General features: G+C 68.5%; 15 protein-coding genes. 1 reads left to right on the top strand and 14 read right to left on the bottom strand.

The features are described 5' to 3' along the window. Positions 1-182: 182 nt before the first annotated feature. From A37U_RS0109910 to eno, 6 genes are all read right to left on the bottom strand, one after another. On the bottom strand, positions 183-1,826 hold the full coding sequence (locus A37U_RS0109910; protein WP_020496480.1) for a peptide ABC transporter substrate-binding protein: 1,644 nt from the start codon (positions 1,824-1,826) through the stop codon (positions 183-185). 482 nt (positions 1,827-2,308) lie between these two features. Next, entirely contained in the window at positions 2,309-3,250 is a 942-nt protein-coding gene (locus tag A37U_RS0109905; protein WP_020496479.1) for a Ppx/GppA phosphatase family protein, read from the bottom strand. 102 nt (positions 3,251-3,352) lie between these two features. Further along, on the bottom strand, positions 3,353-4,627 hold the full coding sequence (locus tag A37U_RS43010) for a lytic transglycosylase domain-containing protein (protein WP_063712762.1): 1,275 nt from the start codon (positions 4,625-4,627) through the stop codon (positions 3,353-3,355). An 82-nt stretch (positions 4,628-4,709) separates the two neighbouring features. Continuing rightward, positions 4,710-5,204, bottom strand: a complete 495-nt coding sequence (locus A37U_RS0109895; protein ID WP_020496477.1) for a DUF501 domain-containing protein — start codon at positions 5,202-5,204, stop codon at positions 4,710-4,712. 24 nt (positions 5,205-5,228) lie between these two features. Next, a complete protein-coding gene (locus A37U_RS0109890; protein WP_020496476.1) occupies positions 5,229-5,657 on the bottom strand; it encodes an FtsB family cell division protein in 429 nt (142 codons plus the stop codon). A 3-nt stretch (positions 5,658-5,660) separates the two neighbouring features. Continuing rightward, positions 5,661-6,947, bottom strand: a complete 1,287-nt coding sequence (gene eno / locus A37U_RS0109885; protein WP_020496475.1) for a phosphopyruvate hydratase — start codon at positions 6,945-6,947, stop codon at positions 5,661-5,663. A gap of 320 nt (positions 6,948-7,267) precedes the next feature. Between eno and A37U_RS0109880 the strand changes: the two genes are divergently transcribed. Next, on the top strand, positions 7,268-7,666 hold the full coding sequence (locus A37U_RS0109880; protein WP_020496474.1) for a tetratricopeptide repeat protein: 399 nt from the start codon (positions 7,268-7,270) through the stop codon (positions 7,664-7,666). 58 nt (positions 7,667-7,724) lie between these two features. Here A37U_RS0109880 and A37U_RS0109875 read toward each other — a convergent pair whose 3' ends face one another. The 8 genes from A37U_RS0109875 to A37U_RS0109840 form a co-directional block, all read right to left on the bottom strand. Further along, a complete protein-coding gene (locus A37U_RS0109875) occupies positions 7,725-8,540 on the bottom strand; it encodes a lytic murein transglycosylase (RefSeq protein ID WP_020496473.1) in 816 nt (271 codons plus the stop codon). A 55-nt stretch (positions 8,541-8,595) separates the two neighbouring features. Then, positions 8,596-9,510 (bottom strand): nucleoside triphosphate pyrophosphohydrolase, encoded by a 915-nt coding sequence (locus A37U_RS0109870; RefSeq protein ID WP_020496472.1) that lies wholly within the window; start codon positions 9,508-9,510, stop codon positions 8,596-8,598. Continuing rightward, entirely contained in the window at positions 9,507-10,403 is an 897-nt protein-coding gene (locus tag A37U_RS0109865; protein ID WP_020496471.1) for a hypothetical protein, read from the bottom strand. Before A37U_RS0109865 ends, A37U_RS0109870 begins: the two co-directional genes overlap by 4 nt. A 13-nt stretch (positions 10,404-10,416) precedes the next feature. Continuing rightward, positions 10,417-11,217: an ABC transporter ATP-binding protein gene (locus tag A37U_RS0109860; protein WP_020496470.1), complete on the bottom strand. Its 801-nt coding sequence runs from the start codon at positions 11,215-11,217 to the stop codon at positions 10,417-10,419. A 161-nt stretch (positions 11,218-11,378) separates the two neighbouring features. Beyond that, the gene (locus A37U_RS0109855) at positions 11,379-12,422 is read right to left on the bottom strand and encodes a FecCD family ABC transporter permease (protein ID WP_026197053.1); all 1,044 of its coding nucleotides are present in this window, start codon (positions 12,420-12,422) and stop codon (positions 11,379-11,381) included. Between the two features lie 5 nt (positions 12,423-12,427). Beyond that, positions 12,428-13,492, bottom strand: a complete 1,065-nt coding sequence (locus A37U_RS0109850; protein WP_020496468.1) for a FecCD family ABC transporter permease — start codon at positions 13,490-13,492, stop codon at positions 12,428-12,430. A gap of 117 nt (positions 13,493-13,609) precedes the next feature. After that, positions 13,610-17,227: a transcription-repair coupling factor gene (mfd, locus tag A37U_RS0109845; protein WP_020496467.1), complete on the bottom strand. Its 3,618-nt coding sequence runs from the start codon at positions 17,225-17,227 to the stop codon at positions 13,610-13,612. Positions 17,228-17,358: 131 nt separating this feature from the next. Further along, positions 17,359-17,841, bottom strand: coding sequence for an Lrp/AsnC family transcriptional regulator (locus A37U_RS0109840; protein WP_020496466.1), 483 nt, complete (start codon positions 17,839-17,841; stop codon positions 17,359-17,361). Positions 17,842-18,130 lie beyond the last annotated feature (289 nt).

The raw sequence follows: 18,130 nt of genomic DNA, 5'->3' as shown, positions 1-18,130 counted from the left end.
GGTGAGCGGAAGAGCGAGCGACGCACCCTTGCGCAGCGATCGCATATCCTACCCCTTCGTTCGATTCCTGTGCAAAAAACCCGAACTCTTCGAGAGAAGATTAGAACATCAAGAATAAAACCAGTAGTAAAGCTTGATGAAGATTCGGGCGGGAGCTCCCCGCGGCTCCCACCCGAATCGACTCAGGATTTGTTGTTGTTCAGCACGATCGAGGTAACGTCCGCGACGCGCTTCATCTTGTTTTCCTTCACCGACTTGATCTTGTCGGAATAGGCGGCCGTCCCGGTCTCGCTCCACAGCGGGATCTGCGGCATATTCGCGACGAGCATCTTCTCGGCCTCGGCGTAGTCCTTGTTCGCCTCGTCATCGGTAGCCGCTTCGCGCGCCTGCTCGAGCATCTGGTCGAGCTTCGGGTTGGAGTAGTCGGTGATGTTCGTGCTGCCACCGGTCTTGTACAGCGCGGCGAGCTGGTTGTCCGGGGACGGGAAGTCGAAGTTCCAGCCCGAACGGGTCCAGCCGGCGAGCTGCTTGCCCGCTTCCTGTTGGCGCAGCACCTGGAAGGTCGGCACCGGAGAGAACTGAGCCTTGACACCGGTTCCCTCGAGCGTCTTGTTGATCGAGTTCGCCACCGCCTCGATCCACTCCTTGTGCCCCGCATCCGCGTTCGACTGGATCGGGATCGTGCCCTTCCAACCCACTTTCTGAATGAGCTCCTTGGCCTTCTGCGGGTTGTACTGGCAGAACTCGCCACAGGCGCCCTTCTGCACGCCGGGAACGCTCGGAGGCAGCCAGCCGTCGATGGGCTCACGCGAACCGTTGAAGATCTGCTTGCTGATCTCGGCACGGTTGATCGCCATCGAGATACCGTGCCGGAAGTCCGGGTTCTTGAACGCCGGCTCCTTCAGGTACTCGGGAATGGCGATGGCCTCGTCGGTCATCAGCGGGCCGTTGAGCACCCGGCCGTCGAGGTCGGTCTTGTACTTGTTCCCGGCCAGCGCGGACGGCGGCACGACCTCCATGAAGTCCAGGTTGCCCGCCTGCAGGTCACGGTAGGCGGCGTCCTGGTTCTGGTAGACCTTGAAGTCGATTTCCTTGGGCTGCGGCTTGTCCGGACCACTGAACTGGTCGAACCGCTTCAGCTTGGTCTCCACCGAGGGCTTGTACTCGTCGAAGCGGTAGGGACCGTTGCCGATCGGCTTGTCCTTCGCCCACTTGTTCTTGTCCGGGGCCTTGAAAAACTGATCCGGCATCGGGTAGAAGGCCGTGTACCCGAGTTTCTGCTTGAAGGTGATGTTCGGCGAGCTCAGGGTCACCTTGAACTCGTAGTCGTTCACCTTCTGCAGACCCGACATCTTGTCCGTGGCCGGCTTCGCCTTCTCATCCTCCGGGTGAACGTCGTTGTACCCCTTGATGTCGGAGAAGAAGTCCGCGTTGTTCTGCCCGTTCGGGGCATAGGCGCCGTAGTTCCAGGCATTGATGAAGTTGTCCGCCTTCACCTCGGTCCCGTCCTGGAACTTCCACCCCTTCTTGAACTTGACGTCGAAGACGGTGTTCTTCTCACTCGGCGTGATCGAAGTAGCCATCTCATTCTCGGCCTTACCCGTGTCCGGGTTGTACTTGAGCAAGCCCGACCACATGGCATCCACGATCTTGCCACCCTCGGTCTCCTGGGTGTTCGTCGGGATCAAGGGGTTCTGCGGGTCGTTCCCCAGCAGCGAGATCACCCCGTCTCCCGAGGAGCTTCCCCCGCCACCACCGCACCCGGCAAGCACGAGCGCGGACACGACAGGCAGCACGAGGACCGAAACCTTCGACCTCAACCGCATCTCATCTTCCTCCAAAAGGGACTCGCTGGCGTCGGGTCGGCGCACGAGCCGCCTTGTGCCGAGCATGGTTGTACCGGAGAGACCGTAGCTCCAATTGTGACTTTGCGTAACGGTCTCGAGGTTACGAACACGTCACATCATTGCCCGTCCGAGTGCTTGAGCAGCGCATGGCCACAAATTGACTACCCAGCGTGCAATTCACCCCGAGTAACGGACAAACCGGCAAGCACTCGACCCGTTCCCCTGCGGCCGGTCGGTATCGCCCGTTCGACCGCCGCCGAGGGATTCGACCTCTCACTCGATCCAGCCTCCCGACCGATCGGGTCCATCATTATGTCAGCGGAGCGTAACCACCACCAGGGCAATCTACCGCCCAAGTACGGTCGACGCAGTGCCTTCTGCTTAACTCTTCACGGAAGACAGCTTGTTACTCGCCATTCGGTAACCGAATGTATTGATTACGGTTCGTGCTGCGATAGCGGTCAGGCAATCGACGTGGCAAGGCCGTCGAGGATGTCCTTCTCGCTGACGAGCAGCCGCCCGATCCCGGCGCGCTCGGCGAGCTGTTCGGCGAGCACCCGCACCACCACCGCGCCCCCGGTGATCACATCGGCCCGCCCTTCGTGGACGGGACCGAGCGCGCGGCGCTGCTCGGTGCTCAGCGCGGCCAGGCGCGCCTCGGTGGCCCTGATCTGCTCCGTCGAGAGCACCGAACCGTGGGTGCGGTCCGAGTCGTAGGCGGGCAGCTCCTGGGCGACGGCGGACAGTGTGGTCACGGTGCCCGCGACCCCGATCCAGGTGCGGGCGCGGTCCACCGGGACCACCTCGAAGGCGGACGCCAGTACCTCGGCGGCGACCCGTTCGGCCTCGGCGAGCTCGGCCGCACTCGGTGGATCCGAATGCAGGCAGCGTTCGGTGAGCCGCACACAGCCGATGTCCACGCTGCGGGCGGCCTCGACCGCGACCTCTCCCCCGGTCAGGGTGCCCAGGACCAGCTCGGTCGAGCCCCCGCCGACGTCCACGACCAGGAACGGGCCTTCCTCTTCGGGCGCGGCTGCGACCGCTCCGGCGAAGGAGAGCCGGGCTTCCTCGTCCCCGCTGATCACCTCGGCCTCGGTGCCGAGCACCTCGCGGGTCATGGCGAAGAAATCCTCCCGGTTCGCCGCGTCCCGGGTGGCGGAAGTGGCCACCATGCGGATCCGTTCGACCCCCTTCTCGGTGCAGCGGGCCGCGTAGCCCACGAGCGCCGCCCTGGTGCGCTCGATGGCCTCCGCGGCGAGCAGCCCGGTCGCGTCGACGCCTTGCCCGAGCCGGACGATGCGCATCTCGCGGTGCACATCCGTGGCCGAGCCGGACCCGTCGAAGTCCGCGATGAGCAGGCGGATGGAGTTCGTACCGCAGTCGATGGCCGCGACGCGCGACATGCAGCCCCCTTCGGTTGTGTTCCGGAACGGCACGCCGTGTGCCGTACCGGAACAGTATCGGAGTCCCGGTCCCGCGCCGGCTCGCGCGTTGGGCGGCGCCTGCTAGGGCTGGATCGCGGGTGTGGCCGAGACCGGTGCCTCCGAAAGCGAACTCCCGGACGGCGCCGGGGACTGCGGAGTCGGGCTCGGCGTCGGTGTGGGGACCGGGCATCCGGGCGGGACGCTCGGCGGCGGTGTGGTGGTGGTCGACGACGTCGACGACGGCGGCGGCTGACTCGGATCCGGTGTCGGCAGCGGCGGACAGCTCGGCGTGGGGCTCGTCGGCGGGGTGCTCGGCGGCGGAGTGCTCGGCTGGCTGCTGGGCGGCTGGCTGCCCGGAGGCGGCGAGCTCGGCGGCTGCGTCGGCTGCGGTGCCGGGGGCTGCGCAGGCGGTGGTTGCGGTGCGGGCGGCTGTGGTGGCACCGGCTGCGGGTTCGGCGCGGACACCGGGGGCAGCCCGGCGACACTCGGGGCGATCGCGGTCGGTCGCACCCCGGAGGCGTAGGCGGCCGACCAGATCAGCACATTACGCACGTAGTCGTTGGAGTGGTTGTAGCCGAACACGGCCGCGGCGCGAGCCTGCGGATCACCGAGGTTCGCCCCGGAGGAACACAGCAGTTTCCCGGTGGCCGCACTCGCGTCGTAGATGTCGTTCGGGTCCGCCTTTCCGTCCCCGTTGCCATCGGCCGCGTAACGCTGCCAGGTGGAGGGAATGAACTGCATCGGGCCGACGGCACGATCGTGCGCCGGGTCGCCGTCCATCCGCCCGCCGTCGGTGTCGGCGATGTCGGCGGTGCCGTTCGTCCCGTCCAGCACCGGACCGAGGATCGGGGCGAGGCTGTTGCCGTGCGCGTCGACCTGACCGCCCCTGGCGTGCCCGGATTCGATCCGCCCGATGGCCGCGACGAGCGACCAGGGCAGATTGCAGCCCTTGTCGAGCGAGGCGAGCTCGGTGGCGGCGTGTTTGTAGGCCTCGAGCGCGACCCCGGGGATGCCGAGCGGGCCGCTGGGCAGCTGGGCGAGCGGCCCGGCTGCCACGGCGAGTCTGGCCGGGTCACCGGCCTCCTCGAGAACCTTGTCGGAAAGCTTGGCGTTCATCCCTCGGGTACCGCTTGCCCCCACCCCGTCCAGGCGCCACAGCCCGTCGTCGTTGCCCAGGCTCGCCGGTTTCGCCTGCTGTGTCTCGGCGGCCGGCGCCACATCCAGCTTGCCCGCGAACGCGGCGGCCGGGACCAGCCCCGCGCCGACGACGAAGGCGGCCGCGAGCACGGCCCGGCTGCGCTTCGAGGCCCTGCGCGTCTCCTGGGTTCTGTTGTCCGGTGCTCTCCGGTCAGTCACTGCCTTCTCCCCTCGGTGTAGCTCCCGACCCGGATACCAGCTTGCTCGACACTGACCGGCGCTGTCAGCTATTTCGCCGAAGTTACCCGCGTGAATGGTCCATTCGTGCGCACTCCCCCGCTGGCCAGGACTCTTCGATGAGCGCACGGGTCTCATCGCCGACCGGGTTCACTCCCGGCCCCCTGGCCAGGGCGTGCGCCAGGTGCACGTGCAGGCATTTCACCCGCCCGGGCATACCGCCCGCGCTCACCTCGGTGCCGAGCGATTCGATGGCGTCCCGCTCGGCGAGGTAGTCGCGGTGTGCGCGCTCGTACCCCTCGGCGAGCCCGGGGTCCTCGGCGAGTCGTTCGGTTATCCGCTTCATCAGGCCGGAGGCCTCGAGCGTGCCGACGAGCGAGCACAGTTTCGGGCAGGTCAGGTAGTAGAGAGTGGGGAACGGGGTGCCGTCGGGCAGCCGCGGTGAGGTCTGCACGACGGCGGGATGCCCGCTCGGACAACGGAAGGCGACCGCGCGCATTCCCCTCGGCTCACGGCCGAGCTGGGCGGTGACCAGCGCGCGGTCAGCTTCAGAGCACATCTGACGCACTCTTCTCGGTGACGGTCACTTGTTGATCGAATTCCACAGGTTCGCGTACCAGGACTTTTCGTTCTGCTTGCGCTGCTCGGGCTTAGGCGGGGCGGCCGGGGCCGTACCGTCCTGGGGCAGCTGCACGAGATAAGGCGTTTCCCCTGGCAGCACATAGCGCAGCCGTTTGCGCGCCTCGGCCTTGGTCTGCTCGGGATCGGCGAGCTGCTGGCTGCGCCGTTCGAGCTTGGCGACCTGGACGCGCAACTGCTCCTGCTGCTCGGCCTGCTCGGCGATCTGGGACCGCTGCGAGAAGTAGGTGCGCAGCGGGACCGCCACGCTGAGCGCGAGCGCGCACACCACGATCGCGAGGACCGCAGCCCGCCTGGTGTTGGACAGGCCGAGACGCCCGAGTAGCCGGGTGCCGCGCAGCGCGGCGAGCCATCTGCGCCAGGGAACCGCCATGGCTCAGCCCTCCGGCTCGAATCGGGGGAAGGCCAGGTCACCGGCATAGCGTGCGGCATCGCCGAGTTCTTCTTCGATACGCAGCAGCTGGTTGTACTTGGCGACCCGGTCGGAACGGGCCGGCGCGCCGGACTTGATCTGGCCGCACCCGGTGGACACGGCGAGGTCGGCGATCGTGGTGTCCTCGGTCTCCCCGGAACGGTGCGACATCATGCACTTGTAGCCGCTGGTCTGGGCGAGGGTGACCGCGTCGAGGGTTTCCGAGAGGGTGCCGATCTGGTTCACCTTGACCAGCAGCGCGTTGGCCACCCCGCGGCCGATGCCGTCGTCCAGCCGTTCGAGGTTGGTCACGAACAGATCGTCCCCGACCAGCTGAACCCGGTCCCCGAGGCTGCTGGTCAGGTGGGCCCAGCCGACCCAGTCGTCTTCGCCGAGCGGGTCCTCGATGGACACCAGCGGGTATTGCCCGACGAGTTCGGCGTAGTAGGAGCCGAGCTGCTCGGCGCTGCGTTTGGAGCCCTCGAAGGTGTAGACACCGTCGGCGTACAACTCGGCCGCCGCCACATCCAGGGCGAGCGCGATGTCCCGGCCGGGGGCGTATCCGGCGTTGCCGATCGCGGTGGTGATCAGGTCGAGCGCCTCGCGGTTGGACTTGAGGTTGGGTGCGAACCCGCCCTCGTCGCCGAGCCCGGTGGCCAGGCCCTGCTTCTTCAGCACCGCTTTGAGCGCGTGGTAGACCTCGGCGCCCCAGCGCAGCGCCTCGCGGAAGGAGTCGGCGCCGATCGGGGCGATCATGAACTCCTGGATGTCCACGTCGTTGTCCGCGTGCGCGCCGCCGTTGAGGATGTTCATCATCGGGACCGGCAACACATGCGAGTTCGGCCCGCCGAGGTAGCGGAACAGCTCGAGCCCGCTGGACTCGGCCGCGGCCTTGGCGACCGCGAGCGAGACACCGAGCACCGCGTTCGCGCCGAGCCGGGACTTGTCCGGGGTACCGTCCAGGTCCACCAGCTTCTGGTCCACCAGCCGCTGCTCCACAGCCTCGATACCGGTCAGTTCGGGGCCGATGTCGTCGAGCACCCCGGCCACGGCCTGCTCGACACCCTTGCCGCCGTAACGCTTGGCGTCCTTGTCGCGCAGTTCGACGGCCTCGTGCTCGCCGGTCGAGGCGCCGGAGGGAACCGCGGCCCTGCCCAGGGTGCCGTCGTCGAGCGCGACCTCGACCTCGACGGTCGGATTCCCGCGCGAGTCGAGGATCTCCCGTGCACCTACCTGCTCGATGACAGCCACTGGCCGCTCCTTGCTCGTCCGCTTCGCTTCCTGCGGCTACGACAGTAGCGCCCATCCGGGTGTTCGCGCGTCAGGCACGCGCGGACTGTGACCGAGCTTGCGAGGTCACTGAAAATACCGCGACCGGGGCACCGGACCGACGAGCGCCAGCGAGGAGGATCGGTGACCGAGCTTGCGAGGTCACCGAAAACACAGCGTCCGGGTCACGGGAACGACGAGCACCAGCGAGGAGGACCCGTGACCGAGCTTGCGAGGTCACCAGTGAGCAAGTGTGGCGCTACTCGCCGCGGCACCGGGTCGCGCGGTAGCGTGGGGGCCATATGTTGGCGCAGAACGGCGATGCGGACGAAACCGGAGACGGCGCGTTCGAGGCCTTCCGCCGCGCGGAGAAGCTGCTCGATGCGCGCCGTCCACGCGAGGCGCTCGCGGCACTCGAGCCCGCGCTGCGCAGCCAGCCCGACCTGCCGAGCGTGCTGCTGCTCGCCGGCCGGGCCTATTTCAAGTCCGCGCAGCTGCGGCGTGCGGAGGCGATGTTCGACCGCCTGCTCGAGCAGGATCCCGCGGATCACTACGCGCGGTTCATCCTCGGCAGGACGCTGCAACGCCAGGGCAGGCTCATCGAGGCCCGGGCGCAGCTGCGGCTGGCCTATTCGATGCGCTCGCTTCCCGAGTACCAGGACGCGCTCAGCGCGGTGCTTGCCCGGTTGAAGCTGGCGTGACCGAGCTTGCCAGGTCACCATCAGACACGGCATCCTCGCGTCACTGGGCCGGCGAGCGTCAGCGAGGAGGGTTCGTGACACGCACTTTGACCGCGGCCTTGGCGTAGGCGTCGGCCGCGCTGAACACGTTCTGCCCGTACTCCACCGAGCGGTTGTACTTGAACACCCCGCCCCACCACTGGCTCGGTGAGCCCATCCGCCGTCCGTTCAGGCACAGGTAGCGCCCGGTGGTCGCGGCGGCGTCGTCGATGTTCTGCGGATCGGGCGCCGCGCCGTCTCCGCTGGCGCGCACTCCCCAGCGGGCCCAGGTCTCCGGGAGGAACTGCATGGGCCCGATCGCGTGGTCCCATTGCGAGTCCCCGGTGTATTTGCCCCCGTCATAGGCCGGCTGGCGCTGCAGTCCCGGCGATCCGTCCAGCGCGGGCCCGATGATCGGTTGCGAGGGGGTGCCGTCCGCCTGCAGCACGCTCCCGTCGTGCTGGCCGTGTTTGGATTCCACCCGCCCGATCGCGGCGATCGTCGTCCAGTCGACCGCGCAGTGCGGGGTACGCCGTTCGGTGAGCGCCGCGGCCTTGACGTAGGCACGGACCGCGCGCGCCGGAATGTCGGTGGCCTCGGCGACCTGTCCGGACCAGGCGCCGAGGTGAGTGGTGTCGGCCTTGGCGGTCGCGGGGATCTTGCTGCGTGGCTGCACATCCTGGAACGGCACGTAGAAGGCCGGCTTGACCGGTTCGCGTTCGCTGTTCAAACTGCCGAGCACCGAGGCGAGCACCACCGTCACCGCGAGCACCACGACGACCAGCAGTGACCAGAAGAGCCACTGCCGTCTGCGGCGCTGTGGTACCCGCGGTGGCGGGGGATAATGGGAGGTCATCGCAGCCAAGCGTACGGTCGATGACCGGGCGGCCGTGTTTGGTTACGGTAAGGAGCTACTTCCAATACTGGCGCCAGGCGTCCGCGTCCAGACTGATCTGGTCCTGTGCGGCGGCGATCTCCGCACGGCGCACCCGGTCGGCGAACCATTTCGCGTACTCGCGCAGTTCCCCTTCGGGATCCCTGCCCTCGGCGGCAATCCTGGCCACCGCGGCGAACAGTTCGGCGTCGTCCCCACTCGCCTCGTCCTCGGCACACAGTTCGGTGGGGAACCCGGCCCGGCTGACCCTGCTGACCAGTTTCCCCGCCAGTGCGGTGGCCGGCTGGCCGAGCGCGACCCCGTCCAGCACGGATTCGCGCTGTTTCTCCGCCTGCTTGAGTACTTCCCAGCGCTGTTGCTGGGCATCGGCGTCCGCGACGTGCTCGAGATCCGAGCCGAACACGTGCCGGTGCCTGCCGACGAGTTTGCGCACCAGCCCGTCGGCCACATCCTCGATGGTGAACGGATCGGCGGTGTGTTCCGCGGCGACCCGGGCGTGGAAGAGCACCTGCAGCAGCACGTCGCCGAGTTCCTCGCGCAGTTCGGCACGGTCCTCGTTCTCGATGGCCTCGAGCAGTTCGTAGGTCTCCTCGACGAGATAGCGGCGCAGGCTCTCGTGGGTCTGTTCGGCGTCCCAGGGGCAACCGCCGGGCGAGCGCAGCCGGTCCATCACCGCCACCGCCCGGTACAGCGCCTCGCCGGGGACGGGCCCGTACACCGGGGCGCCCGCCGCGCGCATGACCTGTGCCGCGGCGCTGCTCCCATCCGGGCACAGCAGCACCACGCCGTGCTCCCGGGCGCGCTCGGTCAGCTCCGACGGGGCCTGGTCCGCGGTGTACACCTCGGCGGCGGCGCGCAGTACCGGAAGCGCCTCGGCAGGCAGTCCGTACTCGCCGATGACCACCGCGCTCGATTCGTGCAGCTCGCTCATGCGCCCGGTCCGGCACTGCTCGGAAAGGCGAGCACCCGCTTCTCCGCACCGCTGGGCACCACCGAGAGCGTGTAGTCGTCCCAGGCGCCGAAGCGCGGGTTGATCCGCACCCCGATCCGTTGCGCATCGGGCACCAGCAGCGCCCTGCCGACCCCGGCGAGCGCGTCCAGGCTGAGCCGGTCCTGTCCCTGGCTCGGCTGGCCCTGGTCCCGGGAGAGCACCCGCACCACGTACCAGCGCGCGTCCTGGCCACCCGCGGGGAAGGCGAGCACGCTGCCGGGGGTTCCGCTGAACACGGTGGTCGGCACGCCTTCCGCGGGCCGCAGCGTCTGGTTCAGCTCGGCGTCCGGGCTCGCGGTGCGCATCAGATCCCCGCCCTTGGCCGGCTGGCGCGCGATGTTCGCGGCGAGTTCACGAGCCTGCGCGGGATCGAGCCCGCCGACGATATCGGCGCGCACGGTCAGCCGATCGGCCTGTTTGCGGGCCAGGTCCATCATCAGCGAAAGGTCGGCCTGGTACCCGGCGAATCCGGCCCGGTCGAGCACCTGGGTCTCCAGGAACTTGTCCAGTCCGGGAACACTCATCTGCCGGTTCACGAAGCCCTGGTCCACGGAGAGGTGCTCGCGCGCGGCGACATCGCGCACGATCCGGTGCTGCACCCGGATGGTGAGCAGATTGCGCGCGGCCTGGTCCATGGTGCGCTGGCGCTGCACCTGTTTCGCCGCCTGCTTGGTGTCGATGAGCCGGGTGATCTCGTGCTGGAACCCGGCGAGCGGGACGGAGTCCTTGCCGATGATCGCCGCCGAATCGACCTCGGCGGGGCCGGTGCCGCATCCGGCGAGCAGCACACCGGCGAGAACGAGCGCTCCGGCCGATTTCATGATGCGCGTCACGCCGCTCAGTTTGTCACACGGTGCTCGCCTGCCGTTGCCGAACCTTGGGGATGATCAACGGCGTGTCCGACTCCGGATCGTCGATCACCCGGCACGGCAGATCGAACACCTGCTCCACGAGTTCCACGGTGATCACCTCGGACGGTTTGCCCTGTGCGACGATCGCGCCGTCCTTCATCGCGATGAGATTGGTCGCGTACCGGCAGGCGTGGTTGATGTCGTGCAGCACCGCGACCAGGGTCCGGCCGTGCTCGTGCAGGTCCGCGCACAGATCGAGCACCTCGACCGCGTGCGCGATATCCAGGAACGTGGTCGGTTCGTCGAGCAGCAGGATCGGGGTCTGCTGGGCAAGGGCCATCGCGATCCACACCCGCTGGCGCTGCCCACCGGAGAGTTCGTCGACACCCCGTTCGGCGAGCTCCTGGGCCCCGGTCGAGCGCAGCGCCTCGGTCACGACCTCCTCGTCGGTCTTCGACCACTGGCGGAGCAGCTTCTGGTGCGGGTACCGCCCGCGGGCCACGAGGTCGGCCACGGTGATCCCGTCCGGGGCGATCGGGCTCTGCGGCAACAGGCCGAGTTCCCGCGCCAGCTGCTTGGCGGGCAGCGAGGTGATCGCTTTCCCGTCCAGGAAGGCATTGCCACGCGCCGGGCGCATCATCCTGGAGAGGCCGCGCAGCAGGGTCGACTTGCCGCACGCGTTCGGGCCGATGATCACGGTGAACTCGCCGTCCGGGATCTCCACGTCGACCCCGTCCAGCACGGGGCGCTTGTCGTAGTGCAGCGCCAGATCACTCGCCTGCAAGCGTGCGGGCACCGTGGCTCGACTCCTCACTCGCTCCGCCTTTCCCTCGCCGGGGGCTCGGTCGATGCTCACTCGATCGTCGCCTTCGGAGACAACGGCTCGACTCCTCACTCGCTCCGCCTTTCCCTCGCCGGGGGCTCGGTCGATGCTCACTCGATCGTCGCCTTCGCGGGTCATGACCGACCAGCCTTCCATTCCCGGGCGAGCAGCCACGCCAGGTAGAGCCCACCGACGGCAGCGGTGAGCACGCCGACCGGCAGCTCGGTGTCACCGAATACGCGCTGGGCGACGAAATCGCTCAGCAGAAGCAGAAACGCGCCCATGATCGCGCCCGCGGTGATCCCGGCACCCGTACTGCGGGTCAGCCGGCGCGCGATCTGCGGGGCGGTGAGCGCGATGAACATGATCGGGCCGCAGGCCGCGGTGGACATTCCGGTGAGGAACACCCCGAGCACGATGAGGATGACCCGGGTGGTCTCCACCCGGATACCGAGTGCGCTGGCCGTCTCGTCCCCCATCTCGAGCACGTTCAGCCTGCGCCCGTACACCGCGAGGACGGGCAGCAGCACGACAAGCGCGATCCACAGCGGGGTCGCCTGCTCCCAGCCGCGGCCGTTGAGTGTCCCGGTCAGCCACACCTGCGCCTGGGTCGCCTCGGCGAGATCGGCACGGGACAACAGGTAGTGCACCACCGAGGTGAGCATCGCGCTGATCCCGATGCCGCACAGGATCAGCCGGTACCCCTGCACCCCGCGCTGGAACGCGAGCAGGTACACCACGATCGCCGCGAGCGCCCCGCCGAGAATGGCCGCGAGCGAGGTGGCGAACGCGGAGGCGCCGAAGAAGGTGATCGCGGCGACCGCGGCCGCCGACGCTCCCCAGTTGAAGCCGATGATGTCCGGGCTGCCGAGCGGATTACGGGTCAGGCTCTGGAAAACCGCCCCGGAGGCGCCGAGCGCGAGCCCGACTCCCATCGCGACGAGCAGCCGCGGCATCCGCAGATCGAGCACGATGAAGTCGGTGGCCCGATCGCCCTGCCCCACCAGTGAGGCGAACAGTTCACCGAGCGAGACCGGATAGTCCCCCGTGGACAGTGAGAGCACCAGCACGACGATCGCGGCCAGCGCGGTGAGCGCGCAGACCAGTACCGCGCGCGGGGTGTAGCGCAACCGGATCCGGTCGCCGATGCCCAGTGTTCGCGGTCGTACCGAGGTCATGGTCGTCACAGCTTCGCCAACCTCTTCCGCCGCACCAACATGATGAACACCGGGGCGCCGAGGAACGCGGTCACCAGGCCGACCTCGAGCTCTCCGGGGCTGACCACCACCCGGCCGAGAATGTCCGCGCCGAGCAGCAGCACCGGGGAGAGCACCATCGAATAGGGCAACAGCCAGCGCTGATCCGGTCCGGTGATGGCACGCGCCACGTGCGGCATGGCGAGCCCGACGAAGGAGATCGGCCCGGCGGCCGCGGTCGCCGAGCCGCAGAGCAGCGTGATCGCGATCGCGCCGAGCGCTCTGGTGCGGCCGAGATGGGCACCGAGGCTGCGCGCGGTGTCCTCGCCGAGCGCGATCGCGTTGAGCGGGCGGGCCAGCAGCAGCGCGAGCACGATGCCGGCCAGCAGGAAGGGGCCGACCTGGTAGAGCACGCCCGCGTCGCGCCCGGCGAGCGAGCCGACCTGCCAGAACCGGAACTGGTCGAAGACCTGGGGGTAGAGCAGCTGCATCGCCGAGATGTACGCGGTGAGCGCGGCGCTGATCGCGGTCCCGGCCAGGGCGAGCCGCACCGGGGTCGCCCCGCTCGGCCCGCGCGAACCGAGCAGGTACACCGCGACCGAGACGACCGCGGCACCGAGGAAGGCGAACCACACATAGCCGGTGACCCCGCCGATGCCGAGGAATCCGATCGCGGTGACCACGGCCGCCGAGGCGCCCTGGTTCACGCCGAGAATGCCCGGTTCGGCGATCGGGTTACGGGTCAGCGCCTGCATCAGCGCACCGGCCAGCCCGAGCGCCGCACCGACCCCGATCCCGATCACGGTGCGCGGCAGCCGGAGTTCGCGCACCACGATCTGATCGTCGAGGCCGTGGAAATCGAACAGGGCCGACCACACCGTGGACAGCGGGATCCCTTTCGCCCCAACGGCTACCGAGGCCGCGGCGAGGAGCACGAGCGCGATGACAGCCAGCAGCAGCCCGATCGCCTTGATGCCCGCATGCCGCTGCTTCGGCTGTTCCGGGACGCCCCGCCCGCCGCTTTCGCGCACGCGAGGCAGCGTCGTGGTCATCTGCGTACAACCTCCGTCTCCGCGCGGCCGGATACCGCCGCCAACAACAGAGGTTAGCCTAACTTCAGGTCTGCGTTGAGTCCTCGTTCCCCTGCAACACCATACGTAACACGGTGACTACGCGCCAACACTGGCCGGTGTGGCTTCACCGGCCAGTGAGCTCAGGAAACCGGCGGCCCAGTCGAGCAGCTCCACATCGCGCAGTGCCGGGGCGCCCATCCGGCCGCCCGCCCCGCCCTCGGTCGGCCGCGGCACCGAGACGGTCCTGGTGACCGTCTTGTAGTTGGCCTTCGGGGCGATCCGCTTGAGCCGGACCTGTTGGGAGTCGGGAAGTTCCAGCGGGGCGAACCGGACCGAGCTGCCCTGCAGTGTCACCTCGGTCACCTTGTGCGCCCGGCACAGCTGCCGGAACCGGGCCACCGCGAACAGGTGCTCGACCGGGCGCGGGAGCTCCCCGTACCGGTCGGTGAGCTCGGCGCGGATCTCGTCAAGGCCCGCCTTGTCCGGCGCCGCGGCGAGTTTGCGGTACGCCTCGAGACGCAGCCGTTCGCCGGGTACGTAATCGTGCGGGATGTGCGCGTCGACCGGGAGATCCACCCGTACCTCGGGCAGTTCCTCCTCGCCTTCGGCCTCACCCGCGCCCGCGTGTCTGCGGAACGCCTCGACTGCCTCGCCGACCAGACGCACATAGAGATCGAAACCGACGCCCGCGATGTGCCCGGATTGCTCCGCGCCGAGAATATTGCCCGCGCCCCGGATCTCCAGGTCCTTCATCGCGACCGCCATGCCCGCGCCGAGTTCGGTGTTCTGCGCGATGGTCGCCAGCCGGTCGTGCGCGGTCTCGGTGAGCGGAGTTTCGCCCGGATAAAGGAAATACGCGTAGCCGCGCTCGCGCCCGCGCCCGACCCGGCCGCGCAGCTGGTGCATCTGGGAGAGCCCGAGCATGTCCCCGCGCTCCACGATGAGCGTGTTCGCGTTCGAGATGTCCAGGCCGGATTCCACGATCGTGGTGCACACCAGGACATCGTGCTCATTGCGCCAGAAACCGTCGATGATCTTCTCGAGCTTGTCCTCGTTCATCTGCCCGTGCGCGGTGACCACGTTCGCCTCGGGAACGAGCTCACGGATGCGCCGTGCCGCCTTGTCGATCGAGGAGACCCGGTTGTGGATGTAGAAGACCTGGCCGTCACGCAGGAGTTCCCTGCGGATGGCCGCGCCGACCTGTTTGTCGTCATAGGCGCCGACATAGGTCAGGATCGGGTGCCGTTCCTCGGGCGGAGTCAGGATCGTGGACATCTCCCGGATCCCGGCCAGGGACATCTCCAGAGTGCGCGGGATCGGGGTGGCGGACATGGTGAGCACATCCACGTGGGTACGCAGCGCCTTGATGTGTTCCTTGTGCTCGACCCCGAAACGCTGCTCCTCGTCCACGATGATCAGGCCGAGGTCCTTGTACCGGATCCCGGACTGCAGCAGGCGGTGGGTGCCGATCACGATGTCCACCGAGCCGTCCGCGAGGCCCTCGATGACCTCGTTCGACTCCTGCGGATCGGTGAACCGGGAAAGCCCCTTCACGGTCACCGGGAAGGAATGCATCCGTTCCAGGTAGGTGTTCAGGTGCTGGTGCGCGAGCAGGGTGGTCGGCACCAGCACGGCGACCTGTTTGCCGTCCTGCACCGCCTTGAACGCGGCGCGCACCGAGATCTCCGTTTTACCGTAGCCGACATCCCCGCACACCACGCGGTCCATCGGGACCGCCTTGCGCATATCGCCTTTCACCTCGTCGATCGCGGCGAGCTGATCCGGGGTCTCGGTGAAGGCGAAGGCGTCCTCGAGTTCGTGCTGCCATGGGGAATCCGGGCCGAAGGCATAGCCGGGTGCCGCCTGGCGCGCCGCGTAGAGCTGCACGAGCTCGGCGGCGATCTCCTTGACCGCCTTGCGCGCCTTGGCTTTCGTGTTCTTCCAGTCCGAGCCGCCGAGCTTGTTCAGCGTGGGCAGTTCCCCGCCGACATAGCGGCTGATCTCGTCGAGCTGATCGGTCGGCACGAACAACCGGTCCCCCGGATGCCCGCGCTTGCTCGGCGCGTACTCCACGACGAGGTATTCCCGGGTCGCCCCGGCCACGGTGCGCTGGGCCATCTCCACGAATTTGCCGATGCCGTGCTGATCATGCACCACGTAGTCGCCCGGTTTGAGGGCGAGCGGGTCCACGGCGTTGCGGCGTTTGGTGGGCAGCCGCGCCGCCTGCCGGCCGGGAGTCGCGCCTCGTGTTCCGGTCAGGTCGGATTCGGTGAGCACCACATAACCGGTGCGCGGCAAGGAGAATCCGTCCTGCGCGCTGGCCTTGACCACGGTGACGAGTCCGGCGGCCGGGGCCTCGGTGAGCCCGTCCACCGCGTTGGTCGCCGGGATCTCCTGCTCGGCGAGCTGTTCGGTGGCCCGTTCCGCGGTACCCGCACCCGGCACCACGAACACCGCGGCGCCGCCACTGGCCGCGTGTGCGCGCAGATCGGTGAACGCCGCCCGCAGATCCCCGCGGTACTCCGGTGCGGGCGTGATGTCCAGGCTGTGCACATCCTCGGCATCGCTGGTCAGCTGGGAAAGCGTCCACCAGCAGCGATCGGTAGCCACCGCGTGCCGCTCGATCACCCCGAGTTCGCGGTAGGCCGAGGCCCCGATGTCGATGGGCGCGCGGCCGCTTCCCGCCGCGGCCATCCAAGAGGCCTCGAGGAATTCGTTACCGGTGCGGACCAGATCCGCCGCCCTGGTCCGGATCTTCTCCGGATCACACAGCAGCACGTGGGTGCCCTCGGCGAGCACATCGGTGAGCAGCTCGAGTTCCCCATCGCAGAGCACCGGGATCAGCGATTCCATGCCCTCGCACGGAATTCCGCCGGACAGTTTGGTCAGCATCTCGGCGAGTTCGGCGTCCGCGGCGTGCTCGGCGGCGAGTTCCCCGGCACGTTCCCGGACCGCCTCGGTCAGCAGCAGTTCCCGGCACGGTGGCGCGACGAGCCGCTCACGGGTGACCTCCTCGCCGGCCAGCGAGCGCTGATCGGCCACGCTGAACTGGCGGATCTCGGTGACCTCATCGCCGAAGAACTCGATCCGCAGCGGGTGCGCCATGGTCGGCGGGAACAGATCGACGATTCCCCCGCGCACCGCGAATTCGCCGCGCTTCTCCACCATGTCCACCCGCTCATAGGCGAGAGCGGCCAGCCGCGCGACGGTCTCCTCGAAATCGGACTCCTCGCCGACCACGAAGGACAGCGGCCGGAGCTCCCCGAGACCGGGCGCCATCGGCTGGATGAGGCTGCGCACCGTCGCGGTGACCACGGAAAGCGGGCCGTTGCCGTCTTCTTCCGGGTGACGCAGCCTGCGGAGCACCGCCAGCCGCCGGCCGACCGTGTCCGCGCGCGGGGAGAGCTTCTCGTGCGGCAGGGTCTCCCAGGACGGGAGCGCGGCGACCCGTTCGGCGCCGAGCAGTTCACCGGCCAGCGTGGCCAGCTCCTCGGCCTCCCGGTCGGTCGCGGTGACCGCGAGCACCGGCCGGGCCGCCGCCCCGGTCTGTTCGTCCCCTGCGAGCGCGCCGGTGACCAGCGCGCGGGCCGCTGCCGGTCCCTGCAACGCTACTGTGCCGGTGCCGGCGAGCGTGACCAGTTCGGTGAGCGCCGGGTCCGCGAGTGCCGCGGCCAGCAGTCCGTGCAGTGGCGGAAGTGTGCATGCTTCGGACACGGGCGGTCCCTTCACTTGGCTGGAGACATCACGCGGACAGACCCGTCCCCTGGTCATCGGCGCGGGACGGGCCTGGGCTCCAGTCTAGAACCCGCGTCGAACGGATAGCCGCGCCCGCGCGGTGCCCCGCCTCAGCGCCTGCTCGGCTGGCCGCCCCAGGCGTAGGTCTGCTTGGTCAGGTCCAGGTACATGAACGTCTCGGTGCTGGTGACCCCGGGCATGGTGCGGATCTGGGTGTTCAGCACGGCGAGCAGGTGCTCGTCGTCGCGGCACACCAGCTCGCAGAGGATGTCGAAGGAACCGGCGGTCTGCACGACGTAGTGCGCGTCCTCGAGTTCGGCGATGCGCGCGGCGACCTCACGCGCGTCCCCTTCGACCCGGATCGCGATCATGGCCTGGCGCTGCAGATTCACCGTCTTCGGGTCGGTGACCGCGACGATCTGCATCGCGTCCTCACGCAGCAGCCGCTGCACCCGCTGGCGCACCGCTCCCTCGGAGAGCTCCACCGCCTTCGCCAGCGCGGTGAACGACGCGCGGCCGTCGGTCTGCAGCATCGAGATCAGCGTCAGGTCGATCTCGTCGAGGCTGCGCTGTACCTGCTGGTGCCCTGTCAACCGCCACCCTCCTCCACCGGTCACGAAAATCGTAGCGAACCACCCTGGAGAATACCGATTCCCTTGCCATGCTTCTCCAGAAGCGGGTAATGTCAGCCGCGAGCATATCCGCTCGGAGGTGGAACCATGGCAGGTGGTACCTGTCGACCGATCGCCGGAACCGGCTGCGGCGTGCGCTGGTACGCCCGCTGCGTCGGCGGACGCCAAGACGGCGGATAACCCGGATCTCCTCGAGAATTCTTCGTTCCGCGTTCAGCGCGGTCCATTCCGTTGATCGCGGCGCGGTTTC

Source organism: Sciscionella marina DSM 45152, assembly GCF_000379465.1.
Lineage (GTDB): Bacteria > Actinomycetota > Actinomycetes > Mycobacteriales > Pseudonocardiaceae > Sciscionella > Sciscionella marina.
The sequence above is the reverse complement of the archived record's forward strand: the minus strand, read 5'-3'. Positions and strand labels throughout refer to the sequence as shown.

What these genes read in the sequence shown, in the direction of transcription:
- A37U_RS0109905 (WP_020496479.1), bottom strand. Translation starts at nt 3,250, where the DNA reads ATGTCGCGCGTCGCGGCCATCGACTGCGGTACGAACTCCATCCGCCTG.
- A37U_RS0109870 (WP_020496472.1), bottom strand. Translation starts at nt 9,510, where the DNA reads ATGAGCGAGCTGCACGAATCGAGCGCGGTGGTCATCGGCGAGTACGGA.
- A37U_RS0109890 (WP_020496476.1), bottom strand. Translation starts at nt 5,657, where the DNA reads ATGGCGGTTCCCTGGCGCAGATGGCTCGCCGCGCTGCGCGGCACCCGG.
- A37U_RS0109880 (WP_020496474.1), top strand. Translation starts at nt 7,268, where the DNA reads ATGTTGGCGCAGAACGGCGATGCGGACGAAACCGGAGACGGCGCGTTC.
- A37U_RS0109855 (WP_026197053.1), bottom strand. Translation starts at nt 12,422, where the DNA reads ATGACCTCGGTACGACCGCGAACACTGGGCATCGGCGACCGGATCCGG.
- A37U_RS0109850 (WP_020496468.1), bottom strand. Translation starts at nt 13,492, where the DNA reads ATGACCACGACGCTGCCTCGCGTGCGCGAAAGCGGCGGGCGGGGCGTC.
- A37U_RS0109895 (WP_020496477.1), bottom strand. Translation starts at nt 5,204, where the DNA reads ATGTGCTCTGAAGCTGACCGCGCGCTGGTCACCGCCCAGCTCGGCCGT.
- A37U_RS0109875 (WP_020496473.1), bottom strand. Translation starts at nt 8,540, where the DNA reads ATGACCTCCCATTATCCCCCGCCACCGCGGGTACCACAGCGCCGCAGA.
- A37U_RS0109910 (WP_020496480.1), bottom strand. Translation starts at nt 1,826, where the DNA reads ATGCGGTTGAGGTCGAAGGTTTCGGTCCTCGTGCTGCCTGTCGTGTCC.